General features: G+C 73.1%; 16 protein-coding genes and 1 tRNA gene. 7 read left to right on the top strand and 10 right to left on the bottom strand.

Annotated features, from left to right (window positions below; all coding sequences use genetic code 11):
* Nucleotides 1-204 precede the first annotated feature (204 nt).
* Nucleotides 205-2,313, bottom strand: coding sequence for an excinuclease ABC subunit UvrB (gene uvrB, locus AC6CH9_RS04295; RefSeq protein WP_498153807.1), 2,109 nt, complete (start codon nucleotides 2,311-2,313; stop codon nucleotides 205-207).
* Between the two features lie 247 nt (nucleotides 2,314-2,560).
* Between uvrB and AC6CH9_RS04290 the strand changes: the two genes are divergently transcribed.
* Complete coding sequence (locus tag AC6CH9_RS04290; protein WP_498153806.1) at nucleotides 2,561-3,928, top strand: choice-of-anchor A family protein; 1,368 nt, start codon at nucleotides 2,561-2,563, stop codon at nucleotides 3,926-3,928.
* A 65-nt stretch (nucleotides 3,929-3,993) separates the two neighbouring features.
* Here the strand turns inward: AC6CH9_RS04290 and AC6CH9_RS04285 are convergent, their stop codons facing one another.
* The 3 genes from AC6CH9_RS04285 to AC6CH9_RS04275 form a co-directional block, all read right to left on the bottom strand.
* A complete protein-coding gene (locus AC6CH9_RS04285; RefSeq protein WP_498153805.1) occupies nucleotides 3,994-4,611 on the bottom strand; it encodes a pyroglutamyl-peptidase I in 618 nt (205 codons plus the stop codon).
* Nucleotides 4,608-5,249 carry a dephospho-CoA kinase gene (gene coaE, locus AC6CH9_RS04280; RefSeq protein ID WP_498153804.1) on the bottom strand — a complete coding sequence of 214 codons (642 nt, stop codon included), beginning with the start codon at nucleotides 5,247-5,249 and terminating at the stop codon, nucleotides 4,608-4,610. The genes AC6CH9_RS04285 and coaE overlap by 4 nt, the downstream gene beginning before the upstream one ends.
* 63 nt (nucleotides 5,250-5,312) lie before the next feature.
* Entirely contained in the window at nucleotides 5,313-5,855 is a 543-nt protein-coding gene (locus AC6CH9_RS04275; RefSeq protein ID WP_498153803.1) for a MarR family winged helix-turn-helix transcriptional regulator, read from the bottom strand.
* Between the two features lie 170 nt (nucleotides 5,856-6,025).
* Between AC6CH9_RS04275 and AC6CH9_RS04270 the strand changes: the two genes are divergently transcribed.
* Nucleotides 6,026-7,957, top strand: a complete 1,932-nt coding sequence (locus AC6CH9_RS04270) for an ABC transporter ATP-binding protein (RefSeq protein WP_498153802.1) — start codon at nucleotides 6,026-6,028, stop codon at nucleotides 7,955-7,957.
* A gap of 218 nt (nucleotides 7,958-8,175) precedes the next feature.
* Here the strand turns inward: AC6CH9_RS04270 and rpsA are convergent, their stop codons facing one another.
* On the bottom strand, nucleotides 8,176-9,654 hold the full coding sequence (rpsA, locus tag AC6CH9_RS04265; RefSeq protein WP_498153801.1) for a 30S ribosomal protein S1: 1,479 nt from the start codon (nucleotides 9,652-9,654) through the stop codon (nucleotides 8,176-8,178).
* Nucleotides 9,655-9,857: 203 nt separating this feature from the next.
* Nucleotides 9,858-10,883 carry a 6-phosphofructokinase gene (locus tag AC6CH9_RS04260; protein ID WP_498153800.1) on the bottom strand — a complete coding sequence of 342 codons (1,026 nt, stop codon included), beginning with the start codon at nucleotides 10,881-10,883 and terminating at the stop codon, nucleotides 9,858-9,860.
* Between the two features lie 224 nt (nucleotides 10,884-11,107).
* On the opposite strand from AC6CH9_RS04260, the gene AC6CH9_RS04255 reads away from it, so the two are divergent.
* A complete protein-coding gene (locus AC6CH9_RS04255) occupies nucleotides 11,108-11,968 on the top strand; it encodes a class I SAM-dependent methyltransferase (RefSeq protein WP_498153799.1) in 861 nt (286 codons plus the stop codon).
* A gap of 10 nt (nucleotides 11,969-11,978) precedes the next feature.
* Here AC6CH9_RS04255 and polA read toward each other — a convergent pair whose 3' ends face one another.
* Nucleotides 11,979-14,684 (bottom strand): DNA polymerase I, encoded by a 2,706-nt coding sequence (gene polA / locus AC6CH9_RS04250; RefSeq protein WP_498153798.1) that lies wholly within the window; start codon nucleotides 14,682-14,684, stop codon nucleotides 11,979-11,981.
* Here polA and AC6CH9_RS04245 point away from each other — a divergent pair.
* A complete protein-coding gene (locus AC6CH9_RS04245) occupies nucleotides 14,683-15,165 on the top strand; it encodes a hotdog fold thioesterase (RefSeq protein ID WP_498153797.1) in 483 nt (160 codons plus the stop codon). The two genes, polA and AC6CH9_RS04245, sit on opposite strands and share 2 nt — an antisense overlap.
* 40 nt (nucleotides 15,166-15,205) lie before the next feature.
* Here AC6CH9_RS04245 and AC6CH9_RS04240 read toward each other — a convergent pair whose 3' ends face one another.
* Both AC6CH9_RS04240 and AC6CH9_RS04235 read right to left on the bottom strand, forming a co-directional pair.
* Nucleotides 15,206-15,871, bottom strand: coding sequence for a GNAT family N-acetyltransferase (locus AC6CH9_RS04240; RefSeq protein WP_498153796.1), 666 nt, complete (start codon nucleotides 15,869-15,871; stop codon nucleotides 15,206-15,208).
* Between the two features lie 237 nt (nucleotides 15,872-16,108).
* Nucleotides 16,109-16,729 carry an ANTAR domain-containing response regulator gene (locus AC6CH9_RS04235; RefSeq protein ID WP_498154117.1) on the bottom strand — a complete coding sequence of 207 codons (621 nt, stop codon included), beginning with the start codon at nucleotides 16,727-16,729 and terminating at the stop codon, nucleotides 16,109-16,111.
* A 192-nt stretch (nucleotides 16,730-16,921) separates the two neighbouring features.
* Between AC6CH9_RS04235 and AC6CH9_RS04230 the strand changes: the two genes are divergently transcribed.
* From AC6CH9_RS04230 to AC6CH9_RS04220, 3 genes are all read left to right on the top strand, one after another.
* Nucleotides 16,922-16,995: transfer RNA gene (locus AC6CH9_RS04230), tRNA-Leu, on the top strand.
* Nucleotides 16,996-17,120: 125 nt separating this feature from the next.
* Entirely contained in the window at nucleotides 17,121-19,364 is a 2,244-nt protein-coding gene (locus tag AC6CH9_RS04225; RefSeq protein ID WP_498153795.1) for a glycoside hydrolase domain-containing protein, read from the top strand.
* Nucleotides 19,361-20,689 (top strand): glycosyltransferase, encoded by a 1,329-nt coding sequence (locus AC6CH9_RS04220; protein WP_498153794.1) that lies wholly within the window; start codon nucleotides 19,361-19,363, stop codon nucleotides 20,687-20,689. Before AC6CH9_RS04225 ends, AC6CH9_RS04220 begins: the two co-directional genes overlap by 4 nt.
* Here the strand turns inward: AC6CH9_RS04220 and AC6CH9_RS04215 are convergent.
* On the bottom strand, nucleotides 20,661-21,533 hold the full coding sequence (locus AC6CH9_RS04215) for a nucleotidyltransferase domain-containing protein (protein WP_498153793.1): 873 nt from the start codon (nucleotides 21,531-21,533) through the stop codon (nucleotides 20,661-20,663). The genes AC6CH9_RS04220 and AC6CH9_RS04215 overlap by 29 nt on opposite strands.
* Between the last annotated feature and the right edge of the window lie 40 nt (nucleotides 21,534-21,573).

Below are 21,573 nucleotides of genomic sequence, written 5' to 3'. Positions count from 1 at the left end.
GGGACGCGGGCTGGTGGTTGCGGGACCGGTGACACCGGGCCGACGACTGCGCCGGCCGTGATGACGACATCACCGCGGAGGAATACTCCCCTTCAACGAGGTGCCAGCATAGGCCATCGCTCCTCCTGACGTGACAACACCACGCCACCGTGGACTGTTCCTCGGGCGTTCGTGAGGTGCACGCCCGTGCCTGGCGAGCACCGCTCAGGCGGTCGCGGCCTGCATCTGCCGCAGCTCCTTCTTGAGCCCCGAGATCTCGTCGCGCAGCCGGGCGGCGAGCTCGAACTGGAGCTCGCCCGCGGCCGCGTGCATCTGGTCGCTGAGCTCCTGGATGAGCTGGGCCAGGTCGCTCGCCGCGGCGCCCGCGAGCCGGTTGCCCGACGACGCGCCCTCCTTGGGCGCTCCCGGCACCGGCGCCTTGCCCTTCGCGCCCTTGCCGGGCTGCCGGTACCCGCCCGCCAGGAGCTCGGCCGTGTCGACGTCCTCGCGCGCGAGCATGTCCGTCACGTCGGAGATCCGCTTGCGCAGCGGCGTCGGGTCGACCCCGTGCTCCGTGTTGTACGCGATCTGGCGCTCGCGTCGGCGCTCGGTCTCCTCGATCGCCGCGGCCATCGCCGGGGTGATCTTGTCCGCGTACATGTGCACCTGGCCCGAGACGTTGCGGGCCGCGCGGCCGATCGTCTGGATGAGGGACTTGGGCGAGCGCAGGAAGCCCTCCTTGTCGGCGTCGAGGATCGCGACGAGAGACACCTCGGGCAGGTCGAGCCCCTCGCGCAGGAGGTTGATGCCGACGAGGACGTCGTACTCGCCGAGGCGCAGCTCGCGCAGCAGCTCGACGCGCCGCAGGGTGTCGACCTCCGAGTGCAGGTACCGCACCCGCACGTCCTTCTCGAGGAGGTAGTCGGTGAGGTCCTCCGCCATCTTCTTGGTGAGCGTCGTGACGAGCACGCGCTCGTTCCGCTCGACCCGCTCACGGATCTCGTGCAGCAGGTCGTCGATCTGCCCCGTGGTGGGCTTGACGAGCACCTCCGGGTCGACGAGGCCGGTCGGGCGGATGATCTGCTCGACGACGCCGTCCGCCATCGAGAGCTCGTAGTCGCCGGGGGTCGCCGACAGGTACACGGTCTGGCCGATCCGCTCGACGAACTCCTCCCAGCGCAGGGGCCGGTTGTCCATCGCGCTCGGCAGGCGGAACCCGTGGTCGACGAGGCTGCGCTTGCGCGACATGTCGCCCTCGAACATCGCGCCGATCTGCGGCACGGTCACGTGCGACTCGTCGATGACGAGGAGGAAGTCCTCCGGGAAGTAGTCGAGCAGCGTGTTCGGCGCCGATCCCGCCTCGCGGCCGTCGATGTGCCGCGAGTAGTTCTCGATCCCGGACGCGGTGCCGATCTGGCGCATCATCTCGATGTCGTACGTGGTGCGCATGCGCAGCCGCTGCGCCTCGAGCAGCTTGTTCTGCCGCTCGAGCTCGTCGAGCCGCTCGGCGAGCTCGGCCTCGATCGAGGAGATCGCGCGCTCCATGCGCTCCGGCCCCGCGACGTAGTGCGTCGCCGGGAACACGTGGATGCTCGGCTCGGACCGGATCACGTCGCCCGTGATCGGGTGCAGGGTCTGGATGCTCTCGATCTCGTCGCCGAAGAACTCGATACGGACCGCGAGCTCCTCGTACACCGGGATGATCTCGACCGTGTCCCCGCGCACGCGGAAGGTGCCGCGCGTGAACGCCATGTCGTTGCGCGTGTACTGCATGGTCACGAACTGCCGCAGCAGGTCGTCGCGCTCGACCTGCATGCCGACGTCGAGCCGGACCATGCGGTCGACGTACTCCTGCGGCGTGCCGAGGCCGTAGATGCAGGACACGGACGCGACCACGACGACGTCGCGCCGGGTGAGCAGCGAGCTGGTCGCGGAGTGCCGCAGCCGCTCGACCTCGTCGTTGATGGACGAGTCCTTCTCGATGTAGGTGTCCGTCTGCGCGATGTACGCCTCGGGCTGGTAGTAGTCGTAGTACGAGACGAAGTACTCGACCGCGTTGTTGGGCAGCAGCTCCCGGAACTCCGTCGCGAGCTGCGCGGCGAGCGTCTTGTTGGGTGCCATGACCAACGTCGGGCGCTGGAGCTCCTCGATGAGCCACGCCGTCGTGGCCGACTTGCCCGTCCCGGTCGCGCCGAGGAGCACGACGTCTTTCTCCCCCGCGCGGATGCGCTGCGAGAGGTCCGCGATCGCCGCCGGCTGGTCGCCGGAAGGCTGATACTCGGAGATGACCTCGAACGGGGTGGTCGCACGCTGGAGATCGGTCACGGGACGCATGACTCCACGGTACGTCGAGCCACCCACACGGACCCTTCCGCACGCGGCCGGAGCATCCCCTCGGAGCCGTGCCGAGAAATCACCCCGACGTAATTCGGAAGGCGTCATTCCAAACCTCTAGTGTCACCTCGACCCTGCCGCGCTCCCCGACGCCCGTGGAGCAGCCCGACAGCACGGGCCACGGGCGCCGGAGTCCGCCCGCAGTAAGTCAGCGCCGCTAGCGAACCCTCGACCTGGAGCCGACATCATGCGCCTTCACCCCGCGCGCCCCCGCGAAATCCCCCTGCTCGCCCTCACCGCGCTCGCCCTGACGACCGTCGGCCTCGCCGCCCCCGCGACCGCTTCGCCGCTGGCTGCCTCGCCCACGGTCACCGCCGACGACGTCTGCACCGCGGACCCGTCCACGCGGCCGGTCGGTGTCTACGAGCTCACCGCCGTGGAGGACGCGGGCGTCGGCATCTGGGCGGGCGGCGGGCTCACCGTCACGACGGCGACCGAGCTCGAGGGCCGTGTCGTCGTGGGCGGGGACGCCGACCTCTCCGGCGCAGGGAGCCTCAACGTCGGGACCGCGGGTGGTGGCGGCTCGGCCATCACCCCTTCCGGTGGCACCGACATGCTCGTCGTCGGGGGCGACCTCGCGACCGCGACGAACACCCAGGTGGGCTTCCACGCGTCGAGCGGCGGCAACGTCGTCGTCGGGGGCGAGATCACCGGTGCGGCCCCGAGCACCGAGAGCCGCAACGCCCCGGGCCGCCCGGGCACGGTCACGCAGGGCGTGGGCCGCGAGGCCGCCCTGAGCCCCTATACGGCTCTCCCTGCGCTCGTCACGGGCATGGCGGCCGACGCCGCCGACGGCGCCGTCGCCGCCGCCCCCGAGGGCGGCGTCCTGACGGTCGCGGCGGGCGCACGGTACACGCTCACCGCCGCCCAGGCCGCCACCCTGACCACGCTGTACGTCACCGGGAGCGGTCCGGTGCTCCTCACCGTCACCGGGTCCTCGGTGGACGTGTCGGGACTGAAGCACGTGGAGTACGGCGGCGAGCGCGTCTACCAGAGCAGCCAGTACCTCTCGGCGCACTTCCTGTGGAGCTTCCCGGACGCGACGCAGGTGACGCTCGGCACGAACGACCAGTTCCCGGGTACGGTCGTCGTCCCGCGCACGGACGCGGCCCTCACCGTCGCGACGTCGACCAACGGGCGCATCCTGTCCAACGGCGCCGTGAGGTACACCGGGGGCGCCGGGATCGAGCACCACAACTACCCGTTCGCCGGACCGTGCGAGTCGACGCCATTCGTCGAAGAGCCCAAGCCGGAGCCGTCGCCGGAGGGGCCCCACCCGGGCGAGGACGTGACCACGCCGCCGACGACCACCGAGGAGACCCCCGCCACCGAGGAGCCGAGCGAGCCCTCGCCGGAATCGACACCGGCGGCCGAGTCCTCGGCGACGCCGAGCGCTGACGCACCCCCCGCGTCCGCCGAACCGGGCGACGAGACGCCGGAGAGCGGCCTCGCGACGACGGGCGGCTCGGTCGTCGTGCTGGCCGTGGTGGCCGCGCTGCTGCTCGCCGGGGGCGCGACGATCCTCGTCCTCGCACGTCGGCGCGCGACGAGCTGACGCTCCCAGCACGCGCCGAGGGCCCGGCAGGACGATGCCGGGCCCTCGGCGTCCCTGCGCCGCGCTCAGCTCTCCGTGCCGCCGGCGAGGACCGGCTCGGGGGTGCCGAGGAGCGCGTGCCGCACGACGGCGGCCACGGCAGAGACCTGGTCCTCGATCGGGACGACGTCGACCCCGGGGACGTGGACGAAGCCGGCACGCCGCCCCCGCACGGCACCCCAGTGGTGCATGAGGGCGTAGAAGACGTCGTTGCACACGTAGGTCCCCGCGGTGCTCGACACCGCCACCGCTACGCCCGCCGCGCGGATCTCCGCGAGCGATGCCTTGAGCGGGAGCGTCGACCAGTACCCGACCGGCCCTCCCTCCACGACGGGGACGTCCACCGGACGGTCGCCGGCGTTGTCGGGGATGCGCGCGTCACGCACGTTCACCGCGACCCGTTCGAGGCGCACGCCCGGCGCACCGCCCGCCAGGCCGAGCGCCACGACGACGGCGGGGTCGTGCTCGCTGATCGCCGCGTCGAGCACCGGCCACGCCCCGGCGAAGGTCACGGGGAGCCGGACGGCGACCACCCGGTCGCCCACGAGCTCTTCCCCGCGCTCGGCGAGTCGCGCGGCCGTCTCCCACGACGGGTTCGTGTGGGCGCCGTCGAACGGCTCGAACCCGCTGACGACGACGGTCACGCCTCGTGCTCCTCGATCTCCGCCTCGACCTCGGCGTCGACCTCGGCGCGGACCCGCACCCAGAGCTCGTCCACCTGCTCGCGCAGCGCCTCCGGCGAGCCGGAACCGTCGAGCGTCACGTCCGCCGCGGCGAGCCGCGCCGCATCGTCCGCCTGGGCGGCGAGGCGCGCACGGGCCTCGTCCTCGCTCAGCCCTCGCCCTTCGACGAGCCGGGCCACCCGCACGTCCGCGGGCGTGTGCACGACCACGACACAGTGGAACCTCGCAGGGTCGCCCGTCTCGACGAGGAGCGGGATGTCGTGCACGACGACGGCCCGCGGGTCGGCCGCGCCGGCCGCCGCCTCGTGCTCGGCCGCGAGCCGGCGCACTTCCGGGTGGACGATCGCGTTGAGGCGGTCGCGCGCGGCGTCGTCGCCGAACACGACGCGACCGAGCGCGGCGCGGTCGAGCGCGCCGCCGGGGTCGAGGACGCCCGGCCCGAACGCCTCGACGACCTCGTCGAGGCCGACCGTCCCGGGCGCGACCGCGTCGCGGGAGAGCGCGTCGTAGTCCACGACGACGGCGCCGAGCTCCGCGAAACGTGCGAGTGCGACGGACTTCCCCGCCGCGATTCCTCCGGTCAGGCCGATGCGAAACATGCGCCCCATCCTGCCAGTCGGTGGGCGACCTCGCGCCGGGACGCTCGACCCGGGAGGGAGGCCTCAGCCGTGCGCGCCCCGCGGCTCGCCCCCGCCGTCCACCGGCCGGTCGCCGGCGCGCGCATCGTCCTGCCGCTCGCCCGCGACGGCACGCAGGAGCCGCAGGAGCTCGGCGCGCTCGGCGGCGTCGAGGCGCGCGAGCAGCGTGCCGGCGCTCGACGAACGCTCCGCTCCGACCTGGGCGACGACCTCCCGCCCCCGCGGGGTGAGCTCGACGAGCGTCGCTCTCCGGTCGTGCGGGTCGGGGGTGCGCAGGACGAGACCGGCCTGCTCGGCGTCGTCGACCTTGGACGTCACCGAGCGAGGGGCGACGTCCAGCGCGGACGCGACCGCACCGAGTCGGCACGGCCCGTCGCAGCGCGCGAGGAACCGCAGCATCCGGTACTGGCCGGGTGTGGTCCCCGCCGGCTGGGCGCGCTCGCTCGCCTCGCGTCGCACGCTCCGGAGCGCCGCGTGCAGGAGCGCGAGGAACTCTCCCGCCTCGTCCGTCGAGGCCGGGTCGCCCACCATGCCCGGTGCGGGGCGCGCGCTCGCATCGCTCGTCACGAGGCCGAGCGTACCCGGCAGGACGGGGTCTTGCTGAGAACACTCATTGTGAGTTAGACTCACTATCGTTGTCGCGCCAGCGGTCCAGCGATCGAGCCCCCCAGCCGGCCGCACCGGCCGGCGCCACGCCGCCGCGGACGACCGCGCCCCTCCCCCACCCAGGAGGCCCCATGTCTTTCACCTCACCTCTTCCCGGCTCCGGCGGCGGGCGCGGCATGCGCTCGTTCCGCCAGGACTCCTCCGTCGCGTCCCGTCGGCTGCACCGCGGCACGATCCGACGCGTCCTCACCTTCGCCCGGCCCTACCGGCGCCAGCTCGCGGCCTTCCTCGTGCTCATCTCGGTCGATGCCGCCGCGGGCGCAGCCACGCCGCTGCTGTTCCAGCGGATCATCGACGACGGCATCACCGCGGGCGACGTCGGCGTCGTCGTCGCGCTCTCGCTCGTCGCCGCCGGGCTCGCGATCCTCTCCGGCGCCCTCGGCGTCGCCCAGCGCTGGTTCTCCTCCCGCATCGGCGAGGGTCTCATCGTCGACCTGCGCACCGCCGTCTTCGACCACGTGCAGCGCATGCCTCTCGCCTTCTTCAGCCGGACCCGCACCGGCGCGCTCGTCCAGCGGCTCAACGGCGACGTCCTCGGCGCGCAGCAGGCCTTCACGTCGACGCTCTCCAACGTCTTCTCGAACCTCCTCACCGTCGTGTTCGTCCTCGCCGCCATGCTCTCGATGTCCTGGCAGCTCACCCTGCTCGCCCTGACGTTGCTGCCCGCGTTCGTGCTCCCGGCTCGCTGGGTCGGCAAGCGCCTCGCCGCGATCACCCGCGAGAGCTACGAGCTCAACGCCGAGGCGGCGCAGACCATGAACGAGCGGTTCAACGTCGCGGGCGCCCACCTCGTCAAGGTCTTCGGCGACCCGGCGCGCGAGTCGTCGCGGTTCGCCGCCCAGGCCGGCCGCGTGCGCGACATCGGCGTGAGGCAGGCCATGTACGGAACGGTCTTCCGTGTCGGCCTCACCGTCGTCGCCTCCGTCGCCGTCGCGATCGTCTACGGGCTCGGCGGCGTCATGGCGATCTCGGGCTCGCTGACCGTCGGAACGGTCGTCGCGCTCACCGCCTACCTCGGGCGCCTCTACGGCCCGCTGACGGCCATGTCCAACGTCCAGGTGGACGTCATGACCGCGCTCGTGAGCTTCGAGCGCGTGCTCGAGGTGCTCGACCTCGAGCCGACCGTCACGGACCTACCCGACGCCCACGACCTCGCCCAGGACGTCGAGCGCAACGGCGCGAGCCTCGAGCTCGACGCCGTGACCTTCCGCTACCCGAGCGCCGCCGAGGTCTCCCTCGCCTCGCTCGAGTCAGTCGCGGTCGAAGGGGCGGACCCCACCACCGACACGCTGCACGACGTCTCGTTCTCCGTCCCCGCGGGGGCGATGGTCGCCCTCGTCGGCTCGTCCGGTGCGGGCAAGACGACCGTGTCGCAGCTCGTCACGCGCATGTACGACCCGACCTCCGGGCACGTGCGGATCGCTGGGCGCGACCTGCGCGAGGTCTCGCAGGAGAGTCTGCACGACGCCGTCGGCGTGGTCACGCAGGAGGCCCACCTCTTCCACGACTCCATCGCCGAGAACCTCCGGTACGCCAAGCCCGACGCGACCGACGCCGAGCTCGAGGCCGCGCTGCGCCGCGCGCACGTGTGGGACGTCGTCGCGGCGCTGCCGTCGGGGATGGACACCGTGGTCGGCGACCGCGGTTACCGGATGTCCGGCGGGGAGCGCCAGCGCCTGGCCATCGCGCGCGTCTTCCTCAAGGCGCCGCACCTCGTCGTCCTCGACGAGGCGACCGCGCACCTCGACTCCGGCTCGGAGGCGGCCGTCCAGGCCGCGCTCGCCGAGGCGCTGCGCGGGCGCACGTCGCTCGTCATCGCCCACCGGCTCTCGACCGTGCGCGAGGCGGACCTCATCGTGGTCCTCGACGCGGGACGCGTCGTCGAGACGGGCACGCACACCGAGCTGCTCGCCCACGACGGCCGGTACGCCGAGCTCTACCGGACGCAGTTCGCGGACTCACCCGCGCCGTCGGCCCCCGAGCCGGCGACCGCCACGGCCTGACGGCCGGATCGCCGGATCGCCAGGATCGCCGACCGGGCGATCCCGCACCACCGAACAGGTGGTTCGCGCTCGTCCGCGGCCGTCGACGGAACAGGACCATCTGCTCGGCACTGGTCGCCGCCCTCGTCGGGCATGGCGAAGGCCCGCCACCCCTCGGGGTGGCGGGCCTTCGTGCGACCTGCGACGTCTCCGCCGGAACGGCGGAGAGAGTCAGGAGATCAGTTGCCGGTGAGCTTCTCGCGGAGCGCGGCGAGCGCCTCGTCCGACGCGAGCGTGCCCGTGGCCTCGGCCGGGGCCGACGAGTAGGACGTGCTGCTCGAGGACGACGAGCTCGACGAGCCCGAGTCGCCCGACGCGGCGTCGAAGTCGGCCTTGACGGCCTCGGCGACCTGCTTGCGGTGCGCCTCCCAGCGCTCGTGCGCCTTGGCGTACTCCGCCTCCCAGGCCTCGCGCTGCGTCTCGAAGCCCTCGAGCCACTCGTTGGTCTCCGGGTCGAAGCCCTCGGGGTACTTGTAGTTCCCCTGCTCGTCGTACTCGGCGGCCATGCCGTAGAGCGCAGGGTCGAAGTCGTCCGACTCCGGGTCCACGCCCTCGTTGGCCTGCTTGAGCGAGAGCGAGATGCGACGACGCTCGAGGTCGATGTCGATGACCTTGACGAAGACCTCGTCACCGACGTTGACGACCTGCTCCGGCAGCTCGACGTGGCGCACGGCCAGCTCCGAGATGTGCACGAGGCCCTCGATGCCGTCCTCGACGCGCACGAACGCACCGAACGGGACGAGCTTGGTGACCTTGCCCGGCACGACCTGACCGATCGCGTGGGTCCGGGCGAACGTCTGCCACGGGTCCTCCTGCGTCGCCTTGAGCGACAGCGAGACGCGCTCGCGGTCGAAGTCGACGTCCAGGACCTCGACCGTGACCTCCTGGCCGACCTCGACGACCTCGGAGGGGTGGTCGATGTGCTTCCAGGAGAGCTCGGAGACGTGCACGAGGCCGTCGACGCCGCCGAGGTCCACGAACGCACCGAAGTTGACGATCGAGGAGACGACACCGGGGCGCACCTGGCCCTTCTGCAGCGTCTGCAGGAAGGTGGAGCGGACCTCGGACTGCGTCTGCTCGAGCCAGGCACGGCGCGAGAGGACGACGTTGTTGCGGTTCTTGTCGAGCTCGATGATCTTCGCCTCGATCTCCTTGCCGACGTACGGCTGGAGGTCGCGGACGCGACGCATCTCCACGAGGGAGGCCGGGAGGAAGCCACGGAGGCCGATGTCGAGGATGAGACCACCCTTGACGACCTCGATGACGGTGCCGGTGACGACGCCGTCCTCCTCCTTGATCTTCTCGATCGTGCCCCAGGCGCGCTCGTACTGCGCACGCTTCTTGGACAGGATCAGACGGCCTTCCTTGTCCTCCTTCTGGAGGACGAGGGCCTCGACCGCGTCGCCGACGTTGACGACCTCACCGGGGTCCACGTCGTGCTTGATGGACAGCTCGCGGGAGGGGATGACGCCCTCGGTCTTGTAGCCGATGTCGAGGAGGACCTCGTCGCGGTCCACCTTGACGATCGTGCCTTCGACGATGTCGCCGTCGTTGAAGTACTTGATGGTCGCGTCAACGGCGGCGAGGAAGTCCTCCTCGGTGCCGATGTCGTTGACGGCAACCTGGGGTGCGGACTTCGCGGGGGTAGAGATGGTCATTGAGTTCGATGCTCCGATGCGGACAGGTGTAGTCGAGCGGGTAGGGTTCTCGGCGCGCCGCTGCCGCTGACCCGTGGACGTCATGGTTGGCGTCGTGTTCCGGGACGAAGGCAGGCGCAACGCACCGCCGTCCACCTTATCCGGGTGTCACCCCGGTGGTCAACGCGGCGCCGGAGGCCGGGCAGGCGTCACCCGTTCCTGCGTCAGGCGAGCACGCGCGCGACGCGCAGCAGCTCCTCGGGCACGCGCTTGGGCCGTCCGGCCACCTCCGCCAGCGACACGAGCTCCACGCGCTCCCCGCGCAGCGCCGTCATCACGCCAGACGTCCCCGCGCTCACCGCGTCGACGGCGGCGACGCCGAACCGGCTGCCGAGGATGCGGTCGGTGGGCGTGGGCTCGCCACCGCGCTGCACGTGCCCGAGCACCGTGAGCCGCGTGTCGAACCCCGTGCGCTCCGCGATCTCCGCGCTCACGCGCTCTCCGATGGACCCCGCGACGATCTCGCCGAAGCGGCCGAGCTGCTGCGTGAACTCCATCGACGAGCCCTCGCGCGGGACGGCGCCCTCCGCGACGACGACGATCGAGAAGTTCGCGTGCGCACGGTGGCGGTGCCGCAGGAACTTCACGAGCTGGTCGATGTCGAAGGGCTCCTCGGGGGCGAGGACGACCTCGGCACCTCCCGCGATGCCGGAGTTCACCGCGATCCACCCGGCGTGGCGGCCCATGACCTCGACGACCATCACGCGGTTGTGGCTCTCGGCCGTGGTGTGCACGCGGTCGAGGGCCTCGGTCGCGATGTTCACCGCGGTGTGGAACCCGATGGACAGGTCCGTGCCCTCGACGTCGTTGTCGATCGTCTTGGGGATCGCGACGATCTTGACGCCCGCCTCGGCGACGCGGCTCGCGGCGTGCAGCGTGCCGTCCCCGCCGATGCAGATGAGCGCGTCCAGGTGCTCCGCCTCGACCGTCGCGAGGACGGCGTCCATGCTGCCGTCCTCCGCGCGCGGGTGGAACCGCGCCGTGCCGAGCAGCGTGCCGCCCACGGGGAGGACGTTGCGGATGTCCTGGCGGCCCAGCGGGTGCACGTCGCCGTCGACGACGCCGCGCCAGCCGTTGCGGAAGCCGATGATGGTGTGCCCGTACTCCCCCGTCCCCTGCTTGACCACGGCCCGGATCGCCGCGTTCAGGCCGGGGCAGTCGCCTCCGCCGGTGAGAAGTCCGATGCGCACCTGTTCCTCCGTCTCGTCGTCGCGTCGCGCGTCCTCGCGCGCGTGCCCGGCGTCGACGGAGGTGCCGACCTCCGCGGCACCGCGTCGCCCTCAACCCTAGTCAACCCGGCGCCGTGGGTCACGGTCCGTCCCGGTCCGCGGGCACGCCGACGACCAAGGTCCCGAGCGCCCGGGCCGTGCGGCGCGACGACGCCAGGAACGACACCGCCCGGGAGAATGGCCGCATGAGCGCGACCCCGCCCCCCGTGGCGCCCCAGGTCCCCGCCCCGCACGACGTCCTGCCCGGCCCGACGGCTGACGCCGGCTACCGCGACGTGCCCGCCGCCGAGGGCGGCCGCGCCGGGCGCGGATGGTGGGACGCGAACGCCGCAGAGTACCTCGACGAGCACGGGGCGTTCCTCGGCGCCGCCGACTTCTGCTGGTGCCCCGAGGGGCTGCGGGAGCGTGACGCCCGGCTGCTCGGCGACGTGGCGGGACTCCGCGTGCTCGAGGTCGGCGCGGGCGCGGCCCAGTGCTCGCGCTGGCTCGCCACGCAGGGGGCGCACGTGGTCGCGACGGACGTCTCCCGGGGGATGCTCGCGGCGGGGACGGCGCTCGACCGGGCCACGGGGGTCCGGGTCCCGGCGGTCCAGGCGGACGCGCGCCGCCTGCCGTTCGCGGACGACGTCTTCGACGTCGCGTTCACCTCGTTCGGCGCGATCCCCTTCGTCCCCGACGCCGACGCGATCCACCGCGAGGTCGCGCGCGTCCTGCGGCCCGGCGGGACGTGGACCTTCTCCGTCACGCACCCCACGCGCTGGGCGTTCCCCGACGACCCGAGCGAGCACGGTCTGACCGCGAACCGCTCCTACTTCGACCGTCGGCCCTACGTCGAGACCGACGACGTCGGCCGCGTCGTCTACGCGGAGTACCACCGCACTCTGGGCGACCACGTGCGCCAGGTGGTCGCCGCCGGGCTGGAGCTGTGCGACGTCGTCGAGCCGGAGTGGCCCGCCGACAACACGCAGGTGTGGGGCGGCTGGGGCCCGGTGCGCGGCGCCTACCTGCCCGGGACGGCGATCTTCCGCACGCGCCTCCCGGGCTGACGCCGCGCGGTCAGTGCCCCGCGTCGTGCCACGTGGCGCCGACGCCGACCGACACGTCGAGCGGCACGTCGAGGTCCGCCGCCGCGCCCATCTGCGTGCGCAGCACCTCCTCGACCGCGTCGCGCTCGCCGGGGGCGACCTCGACCACGAGCTCGTCGTGCACCTGGAGGAGCAGCCGCGAGTCCAGCCCGCGCTCGTCGATCGCGCGCTGGACGCCCAGCATCGCGACCTTGATGATGTCGGCCGCGCTGCCCTGGATCGGCGCGTTGAGGGCCATGCGCTCGGCCATCTGCCGGCGCTGCCGGTTGTCGCTCGTGAGGTCGGGCAGGTACCGACGGCGCCCGAGGATGGTCGCCGTGTAGCCCGTGGCGCGCGCCTCGTCGACGACGCCCGTGAGGTAGTCGCGCACGCCGCCGAAGCGCTCGAAGTAGTCGTCCATGAGCTTCTGCGCCTCGCCCACCTCGATGGTGAGCTGCTGCGAGAGCCCGAACGCCGACAGCCCGTACGCGAGGCCGTAGGACATGGCCTTGATCTTCGAGCGCATCGCGGGCGTCACCTCGGCCGCCGGGACCTCGAAGACGCGCGACCCGACGTAGGAGTGCAGGTCCTCCCCGGACCGGAACGCCTCGATGAGCCCCTCGTCGCCCGACAGGTGCGCCATGATGCGCATCTCGATCTGGCTGTAGTCCGCGGTCATGAGCGTCTCGTAGCCCTCGCCGACGACGAACGCGCGCCGGATGCGCCGGCCCGCCTCGGTGCGGATCGGGATGTTCTGGAGGTTCGGGTCGGTCGAGCTGAGCCGGCCCGTCGCCGCGATCGTCTGCTGGAACGTCGTGTGGATCCGTCCGTCGTCCGCGACGGACTTGAGCAGGCCCTCCACCGTCTGGCGCAGGCGCGAGGCGTCGCGGTGCGCGAGCAGGTGCTCGAGGAACGGGTGCTGCGTCTTGACGAAGAGGTCCGCGAGCGCCGACGCGTCGGTCGTGTAACCCGTCTTGATCTTCTTCGTCTTGGGCATCCCGAGCTGGTCGAACAGCACCTCCTGGAGCTGCTTGGGCGAGCCCAGGTTCACCTCGCGCCCGATGACGGCGTACGCCTCCGACGCGGCGGTCGCGACGAGGTCGCCGAAGTGCTGCTCGAGCTCGCGCAGGTACGTGACGTCCGCCGCGATGCCGCGCTGCTCCATGCGCGCGAGCACCTGGGACAGCGGCAGCTCGAGGTCGGCGAGGAGCGTCGTGGCCCCACGGTCCTCGAGCTCGCCCGCGAGGACCTCGCCGAGCTGGGCGACGGCGAGCGCACGCACCGCGTCGCGCTCCTGCTCGCCGCTGCCGTCGAGCGAGAGGTCGAGCGCGCCCTGCGCGTCGTTGCCCGCCTCGGTGTCGGGGCGCAGCTCGCGGTGCAGGTGCCGCACGACGAGGTCGCCGAGGTCGTAGCCGCGCTGGTCGGGGTGGCACAGATAGGCGGCGAGCTCGGTGTCGAAGGTGACGCCCGCGAGGTCGTAGCCGCGCGCGGCGAGCTCGTGCCAGGCCGACTTCGCGCCGTGCACGACCTTGGGGCGCTCCGGGTCCGCGAGCCACGCGGCCAGCGCCTCGTCGTCGGCACCCGCCACGTCGGCGAGCTCGAGCGCGACGGCCGCCCCGGCGTCGTCGGACACCGCGAGGCCCCACGCGTCCCCGCCGCCCGGCACGGCCTTGCCGGCCACCTCGACGCCCAGCGGGCGCGCGCCGCGCTCGGCGAGCCACGCGCCCAGGCCGCCCGGCAGGACGTCGGCGAGCGTGACGTCGAACCCCGCCTCGGCCTCGACCTCGCCCTCGGGGGCGATCGCGAACAACCTGTCGCGCAGGGCCCGGAACTCCAGGGCGTCGAGCACGCGGTGGGCGGCCTCGCGGTCCCACGGGCGCGTCGCGAGGTCGTCGGGACCGACGGGCAGCTCGAGGTCGCGCAGGAGCGCGTTGAGCTGTCGGTTGAGACGGACCTGGTCGAGGTGCGCGCGCAGGTTCTCCCCCGCCTTGCCCTTGATCTCGTCCGCGTGGTCGAGCAGGCCCTCGAGGTCGCCGTAGGCCGCGATCCACTTGGCGGCGGTCTTGGGACCGACGCCCGGGATGCCCGGCAGGTTGTCCGACGTCTCGCCGACGAGCGCGGCGAGGTCCGGGTAGCGCTCGGGCGGCACGCCGTACTTCTCGACGACCGCGGCGCTGTCCATGCGCGAGAGCTCGGAGACGCCCTTCTTGGGGTAGAGCACCGTAACGTCGGGGCCGACGAGCTGGAACGAGTCGCGGTCCCCCGAGCAGACGAGGACCTCCATCCCGGCCGCGGCTCCCTGCGTGGCGAGCGTCGCGAAGATGTCGTCCGCCTCGTAGCCCTCGCGCTCGAGCGTCGGGATGTGCAGCGTCTCGAGGATCTCCTTGATGAGCGGGACCTGACCGCGGAACGGCTCGGGCGAGGACTCGCGCGTGCCCTTGTAGCTCGGGAGGATCTCGGTGCGGAACGACTGGCGACCCGCGTCGAACGCGACGGCGACGTGCGTCGGCTCCTCGTCCCGCAGGAGGTTGATGAGCATCGACGTGAACCCGTACACCGCGTTCGTGTGCTGCCCCGTGGTCGTCGAGAAGTTCTCCGCCGGGAGCGCGAAGAACGCGCGGTAGGCCATGGAGTGTCCGTCGATGAGCAGGAGGCGAGGTCGCGCGGAGGTCGTCACGGGTGCCAACCTACAGTCCATGACCGACACGCACGGCCCCGACCGGGCCACCGACCCCACCGCGCCCACGCCCACCGCGACGGAGGCCGCCGAGGCCCCGCGCCACGCCTACGAGGCCATGGGCCTGCGCACCGAGGGCACGCTCATCGAGCGCATGGGCATCGAGCTGGGGGAAGTGAGCGCCGAGCGCGTCACGGCGCGCATGCCGGTCGTCGGCAACACGCAGCCCGCCGGCCTGCTGCACGGTGGCGCGTCGGTGGTGCTCGCCGAGACGCTCGGGTCGATCGCCGCCCAGCTCCACGGTGGGCCCGGGCGCGCCGCCGTGGGGATCGAGGTCAACGCGACGCACCACCGAGGGGTGCGCGACGGCTGGGTCCACGGGGAGGCCGTCGCGGTGCACCGGGGCCGTACGACGGCGAGCTACGAGATCGTGGTGTCCGACGATGCGGGGCGTCGCGTGTGCACGGCGCGTCTCACGTGCATGATCCTCAGCCTGGACTGACGAGTGGCCGCGGCGCGCAGCCGGGAGGGTGGCCGTCCGATCAGCCGGGCAGGGTCTCGTGGGCCTCGACGGGCGTCACGACGCCGCTGCGGCTGCGGTACTCCGCCTGGAACTCGCGCAGGTCGACGGGGCCGGACATCGTCTCGGTCCGGGCGCGGCGGCGGCGTGCGATGAGGTCCTCGAGCGACCGGGTGCCCCGGCGGGTGGGCGTGAGGTCGGCCGCGAGGCGGCGCTGGAGCACCGCCGTCGACACGACCCGGTGACCCGCGACCGGGCCGAAGCCGAGCCGCGCCAGGAAGCGCTGCACGCCGCGGGAGCCCGGGATCGGCACGGAGTAGACGTGCGTGGCGCCGGAGGACGCGGCGAGCTCGGCCGTCGCACTGAGGAGCGCGTGGCCCACCCCGCGACGCCGGGCGTCCTCCCCCACGTACACGGCCTCGACGTACAGGCTCGGCTCGTCCGCGAACAGGTGCGGGTCGAGCACGCGCGCCAGCACGAACCCGACGGGGCGGCCGTCGTGCAGGGCGACGAGCACGTTGCCGCCGGGCAAGGTCAGCAGCACCGACAGGTGCCGGACCAGGCGGTCCTCGTCGGGCGCGCAGATCTGGGCGCCCGACGCCGACTCGCGGCGGGCCTCCGAGCACAGCACAGCGATCCCCGGCAGGTCGTCACCGACCGCGGGCCTGACCTCCACTGCTGGGCGCACCGCGCTCCTCCTCGTTCGCACCGTGGGACCGACGGAACCGAGGGACGTGGGGCGTGAGATGGTTCCACGTCGCTCGGACGGCGCCGTCGGCCGTCGACTGAGCATTACGTGGCGACCGCGTGTCCACCGCCCCGGGAACTGCTGGACGCCAGTCCAAGACGATAGCCCGCTCGGGGCGCCGTGACAAAGGTCCTGCTCAGGACCCTCGGCCACGGCCGATCGGTCGCCGATCTGGGCTCAGGCGCCGCCGACCTGCTCGATGACGGCGTCCGCGACCTCGCGCATGGTGAGGCGGCGGTCCATCGACGTCTTCTGGATCCAGCGGAACGACTCCGGCTCCGACAGACCCATCTTGGTCATGAGCAGACCCTTGGCGCGGTCCACGCGCTTGCGTGTCTCGAAGCGCTCCGCCAGGTCCGCGACCTCGGACTCGAGCGCCGTGATCTGCGAGTACCGCGACATCGCGATCTCGACCGCGGGCAGCAGGTCCGCCGGCGTGAACGGCTTGACGACGTAGGCCATCGCCCCGGCGTCACGCGCACGCTCGACGAGCTCCGCCTGCGAGAACGCCGTCAGCAGGACGACCGGCGCGGCGTGCGCCTTGCCGATCTGCTCCGCGGCGGAGATGCCGTCGAGCTCGGGCATCTTCACGTCCATGACGACGACGTCGGGCTTGAGCTCGAGCGCCAGCTTCACCGCCGTGGCGCCGTCGCCGGCCTCGCCGACGACGTCGAACCCGGCGTCGCGCAGCGTCTCGACCACGTCGAGGCGGATCAGGGCCTCGTCCTCGGCGACGACCGCGCGGCGCGCGGGGCGGCCCGACGGGGCGGGGGTCGCGGCGGGCTCGGGCTCGATCATCGGGGGAAGGTCGAGCGGCTGCTTGTCCTCGGGCTGCGCTGTCTGGTCACTCACGGGGTTCACTGTAGTGCGCCGCACCCCCTGCCGCCCCCGCGTTTCGCCCTCGGAGGAGTGTGATTCTCGTGAAGGCGCGCAGGTGTGGTTCGATGGTGCACGCGCTGCGGACCGGTCGCGCCGGTCCCGACGCGCACCGCCCCGGTAGCCCAACCGGCAGAGGCGTTCGGCTCAAACCCGATCCAGTGTGGGTTCGAATCCCACCCGGGGCACCCTCTACCTCCTGACCGCGTCCCGACGTCGTGACGCGCAGGAAACCGCACGAAACACCCTCGACACACCTCGCTCGTACCGTCCCGAGCAGGGCACGTTCCTCGTGCCCGGGACGGAGGTGACGGTGCTCGAGCACGTGGACCCGTTCGTGGGGACGGGTGTGACCGATCTCCCGACGCCGACCGGCCTCGCCGCGACGTGGTGGTCCCCCAAGCCCCTCGTCGGCAACACCCACCCCGGGGCCGCGCACCCGCTCGGCATGGTCTCTGCGTGCGCCTACTCGGGCGCGTACCCGACGGGGTACGGCCGCTACGACCTCGGCACCGAGGGCGTGCCGACCACCCTGTTCGACCGCCCGGTCGCGTCGGGCTTCACGCACTTCCAGCAGTCCGGCACGGGAGCGATCCGCAAGTACTACAACTACGTGCGCGTGACGCCCATGCTCGAGCCGCTCGACGCGCTCGGCCGGCGGTGGGACCTGCTCGACGAGCACGCCTCCCCCGGGTACTACGCCGCCACGCTCGGCAACGGGGTCCGGTGCGAGGTCACGGTCGGGCCCAAGAGCGCCGTCCACCGCTACACGTTCCCCGCGCACCGCGACGCGCGCCTCGTCGTCGACCTCTCGCTCGGTGGCCTGGCGATCCCGTACGGCGCGACCGTCCCGCTCCGCGCCCACCTCGCGACGCTCGGGCCGGGGAGGGCCGCCGGCGAGATCGTCGTCGAGGGCGCGCCGCTCGCCGTCCACCTCGAGTGCGACGTGCACCCGTGGCGGCAGATGCTCTGGTACGACCGCCGCCTCATGCCGGGCAGCACCCGTCTGGACTTCGCAGACATCCGGCCGACGACGCTGCGCCCCTTCGGCCTCCTCTGGGCGGGCCCGACGACGGCCGGTCAGGTCGTCGAGGTCCGGCTCGGCTTCTCGCTGCGGGGGCCCGAGCAGGCGCGCGCGAACCTCCGCGCGGACTGCGGCCCCGGCCCCGCGGCGTTCGCCGCCCGGCACGAGGGCACCACGACGACCTGGGCGCAGCACCTCGACCGGATCGAGGTCGAGTGCCCGGACCCGGCACGCCGCACCGTCTTCTCGACGGCCCTGTACCACGCGCTGCTCAAGCCCTGCCTCGCCCCGGACGAGAGCCCGTTCTGGCCCGGCGACACGCCGTTCGCCTTCGACGTGTCGACGATGTGGGACGTCTACAGGACCCAGCTCCCGCTCCTCACGACCTTCTGGCCCGACCGCGCCGTCGAGCTCGCGACCGCGCTCCTGCACGTCTGCGAGGAGGAGGGGAACTTCCCGATCGGGTACCGGATGGCCCGCGGGGCCGACCGGTTCTCCCGCCAGGCGAGCGCGCTCGCGCACACGTTCCTCGCCGACCTGTGCGCTCTCGACCTCCCCGGCATCGACTGGGACTGGGCGCTGGTGCACCTGCACGCCGACCTGCGCCGGACCTACGGCGAGGACTACCTCCTCCACGGCGTCGCGCACCCGATCAGCCACACGCTCGACCTCGCGTTCGGCTACTGGTGCACCGCGCGCGTGGCGCGCCGCGTCGGAGACCGTTCGCTCGCCGAGGAGCTCGCGCTGCGCGCGCACGGCTGGACCGCGGCGTTCGACCCCGCCACCGGGCTCCTGCGCGACTCCACCTTCTACGAGGGCGGCCGGTGGAACTACTCCTTCCGCCTGGTGCACGACATGGCGGCCAGGATCGCGCTCGCGGGCGGCGACGACGCGTTCGTCGCGCTGCTCGACCAGTTCTTCGGGTTCGGCGCCCCGCCCGTCACCCAGCCCGGGGAACGGCCCGGCGCTGCCGAGATGGCCGCCGGGTACGCGCTGAACCGGTTCGAGGGCCTCAACAACGAGCCCGACATGGAGGCCCCGTGGGCGTACCACTACGCGGGCCGCCCGGACCGCACCGCCGAGGTGGTGCACGCCGCGGTCCACCAGCGCTTCGGCACGGGCCCCGGTGGCCTCCCGGGCAACGACGACTCGGGAGCGCTCAGCTCGTGGTACGTCTGGGCCTCGCTCGGGCTCTTCCCCGTCGCCGGGCAGGGCATCTTCCTCGTGAACGCGCCGTCGTTCGCCGAGTCACGCCTCCACGTCCCCGGCGGAACGCTGACGATCGAGACCACCGGCTTCGTCGAGCCCGGCCCGCGCACGCCACCGCAGCACGTGCGCGCCGCGTGGCTCGACGGGCAGCCGCTCGACCGCACCTGGCTCCCCGCGACGCGCGTGCGTCGCGGCGGGCGGCTCCTGCTCGAGCTCGGGCCCGAGCCCGCCGGGTGGGGCACCGCGCCCGAGCACCGACCGCCGTCGTACCCCGACGGGAGCACGACGCCCCACGCCCCCGACCAGACCCCGGAGACGTCATGACCACCACCCCGCGCCAGACGCCCGCCCGCCGCCTCGTCGTCGTGGTGCGCGCCGACCCCGTGATCTGCGGGCACTCCGGCGAGGCCCGCAACCTCGCGGAGGCCGCCCTGCACCGCGGCTTCACCGAGGTCCGCGTCGTCACGTGGCCCGTCGAGCGCCTCGAGGCCGCCGGGCTCCCTCTCAAGCCCGTCGACTCCGTCCTCCCGTACAGCGCGGGCATCACGGTCGAGCGCCCCGAACCCGTCGGCGACTACAAGGTGCCCGACGGCCGGTACCTCGCCGGGATCACGGGCCGCCTCGTCGAGCTCTTCACCGACGGCGTCCCCACCGTCTGCCTCTCCCTCTACCTCAGCCCGCACACGACCGCCGTGTCCGACGCCGTGCGCGTCGCCCGCAGCACGGGCCTGCCCGTCGAGGTCGCGACGATCGCGGAGGCCGTCGGCTCCGACGTGACGAACGTGGTGCGCTCGTGCGTCGAGGAGGGGCGATTCGGTGCCGCCGCGCACGTCCTGTCCGGGTACCTCGCGAGCGACCTGTGCGTCGCCGTCTCCCGGTACACGCGCGACCTCGTCGTGGCCTGCGCCCAGGAGATCGACGACCGCCACGGGACGTTCTTCGCCGAGCAGTGCGCCGAGCGTGTGCAGGTCTCCTACCCGGCCATCGACACGAGCGCCTACACCGACCTCGACACCACCGTCACGCGTGACGTGCTCGCGCGCCGCGGCCTCGCCGACCGCCCGTACGTGCTCTTCCTGTCCCGGCTCGCGGCGGCGAAAGGCGTCGACGACCTGATCGACGGCTTCGCGCTGTCCGCGGGGGCATCGGGCGCGCGCCTCGTCGTCGCCGGGCGCGGTCCGGCGGAGGCCGACCTGCGTGCGCGCGCCGCAGCGAGCGGCGCGGCCGACCGGATCGTGTTCCTCGACGACGTCGACGACGCCACCAAGCCCCACCTCATGGCCGGCAGCGCCGCGTTCGTCCTCCCGAGCAAGCCGCGCCCCGAGTTCGTCGAGACGTTCGGCATCGCGCTCGCCGAGGCGATGCTCGCGGGCGGCGGGCCCGTCGTCACCACGGACACGGGCGGCATCGGCGAGGCCGTCGGCCCGCACGCGACGATCGTCCCGGCCCGCTCCCCCGCGTCGATCGCCACGGCGCTCGACGACGCCCTCGCCCTCGACGGAGACGCCCGGCACGCCCGGGCCCGGGCAGCCCGGGCGTACGCGCTGCAGTTCGACCGCGCTGCCGTGCTCGACGCGATGCTCGCCCGCCTCGCGACGTCGCCCACCGCCCCGCGCTGGGTCAGCGACCTGCGGCCGGTGCGGGCCTGAGGGCTGCTCCGGGCCCAGGGGTGGGGACGGCGTCCGGCGGGGCGTACCGCGCGACGAGGTCCCGGAAGGACGCGGCGGCGACCGCTCGCGCGGCCGCCCGGTCGCCGTCGTGCCCCTCCCCTGCCGCAGACGCGAGGGCGAGCTCGTCGGACACGAACCGCGCGAGCGGAACCGGTACCGCGCCCGCGCCCATCTCGCGGGAGACCGCCTTGAGCGCGACCAGGTCCGACGCCGCGCCCACCACGTCGTCCGCCACCTCGCCCTCCACGAGCAGGGTGGCGAGGTCCATCGGCGGCACCGCGACGTCCGGACGCACGCGCAACCATCGCAGCGTCGCCGCGGGCCGCACGGCGTAGAAGACCTTCTTGAGCGGCACCTCGCGGTCCGCCCACCATCGGTCCCGCTGACCGCGCGCGACGTGCAGGTAGTGCCTCCGCAGCGCGTCACGGTTGACCACCTGCCCCGCGAGCGCGAGCAGGTCGGCCCGGAGCTCGGCGTCCGCCCGGTAGACGATCGGCGACCGCAGCCACTCCAGCAGCGTCGCGTTCCCCCGCACGAGGAGACGCACGGCCTTGAGCAGGTCCCACCCGTTCACGTCGAGCACCGCGTCCAGCGGCGTCTCGACGACGTCGCGCCGCGGCCACGGGTCCAGGTAGTCCGCCTGCGACCGCACGTACACGAACCGGCAGTCGTAGTCCGAGTCCGGCGACGGGAACCCCCACGCACGGCTCCCGCTCTCCACCGCGAGCGGGATCGCGACCCGCTCGTCGCGCACGACGGCGTCCAGCCGCGCGTCGACCCGACGCACGACCGCAGGGTCCAGGGAGTCCGGCACGGGACGCATCCCGCGAGGGTAGGGGTACCGAGAACCCCGTGTCGTGCAC

This window comes from Cellulosimicrobium sp. GQ32 (assembly GCF_059758455.1).
The sequence above is the reverse complement of the archived record's forward strand: the minus strand, read 5'-3'. Positions and strand labels throughout refer to the sequence as shown.

What these genes read in the sequence shown, in the direction of transcription:
- uvrB (WP_498153807.1), bottom strand. Translation starts at nt 2,313, where the DNA reads ATGCGTCCCGTGACCGATCTCCAGCGTGCGACCACCCCGTTCGAGGTC.
- AC6CH9_RS04290 (WP_498153806.1), top strand. Translation starts at nt 2,561, where the DNA reads ATGCGCCTTCACCCCGCGCGCCCCCGCGAAATCCCCCTGCTCGCCCTC.
- coaE (WP_498153804.1), bottom strand. Translation starts at nt 5,249, where the DNA reads ATGTTTCGCATCGGCCTGACCGGAGGAATCGCGGCGGGGAAGTCCGTC.
- AC6CH9_RS04270 (WP_498153802.1), top strand. Translation starts at nt 6,026, where the DNA reads ATGTCTTTCACCTCACCTCTTCCCGGCTCCGGCGGCGGGCGCGGCATG.
- rpsA (WP_498153801.1), bottom strand. Translation starts at nt 9,654, where the DNA reads ATGACCATCTCTACCCCCGCGAAGTCCGCACCCCAGGTTGCCGTCAAC.
- AC6CH9_RS04255 (WP_498153799.1), top strand. Translation starts at nt 11,108, where the DNA reads ATGAGCGCGACCCCGCCCCCCGTGGCGCCCCAGGTCCCCGCCCCGCAC.
- AC6CH9_RS04245 (WP_498153797.1), top strand. Translation starts at nt 14,683, where the DNA reads ATGACCGACACGCACGGCCCCGACCGGGCCACCGACCCCACCGCGCCC.
- polA (WP_498153798.1), bottom strand. Translation starts at nt 14,684, where the DNA reads ATGGACTGTAGGTTGGCACCCGTGACGACCTCCGCGCGACCTCGCCTC.
- AC6CH9_RS04235 (WP_498154117.1), bottom strand. Translation starts at nt 16,729, where the DNA reads ATGATCGAGCCCGAGCCCGCCGCGACCCCCGCCCCGTCGGGCCGCCCC.
- AC6CH9_RS04220 (WP_498153794.1), top strand. Translation starts at nt 19,361, where the DNA reads ATGACCACCACCCCGCGCCAGACGCCCGCCCGCCGCCTCGTCGTCGTG.
- AC6CH9_RS04215 (WP_498153793.1), bottom strand. Translation starts at nt 21,533, where the DNA reads ATGCGTCCCGTGCCGGACTCCCTGGACCCTGCGGTCGTGCGTCGGGTC.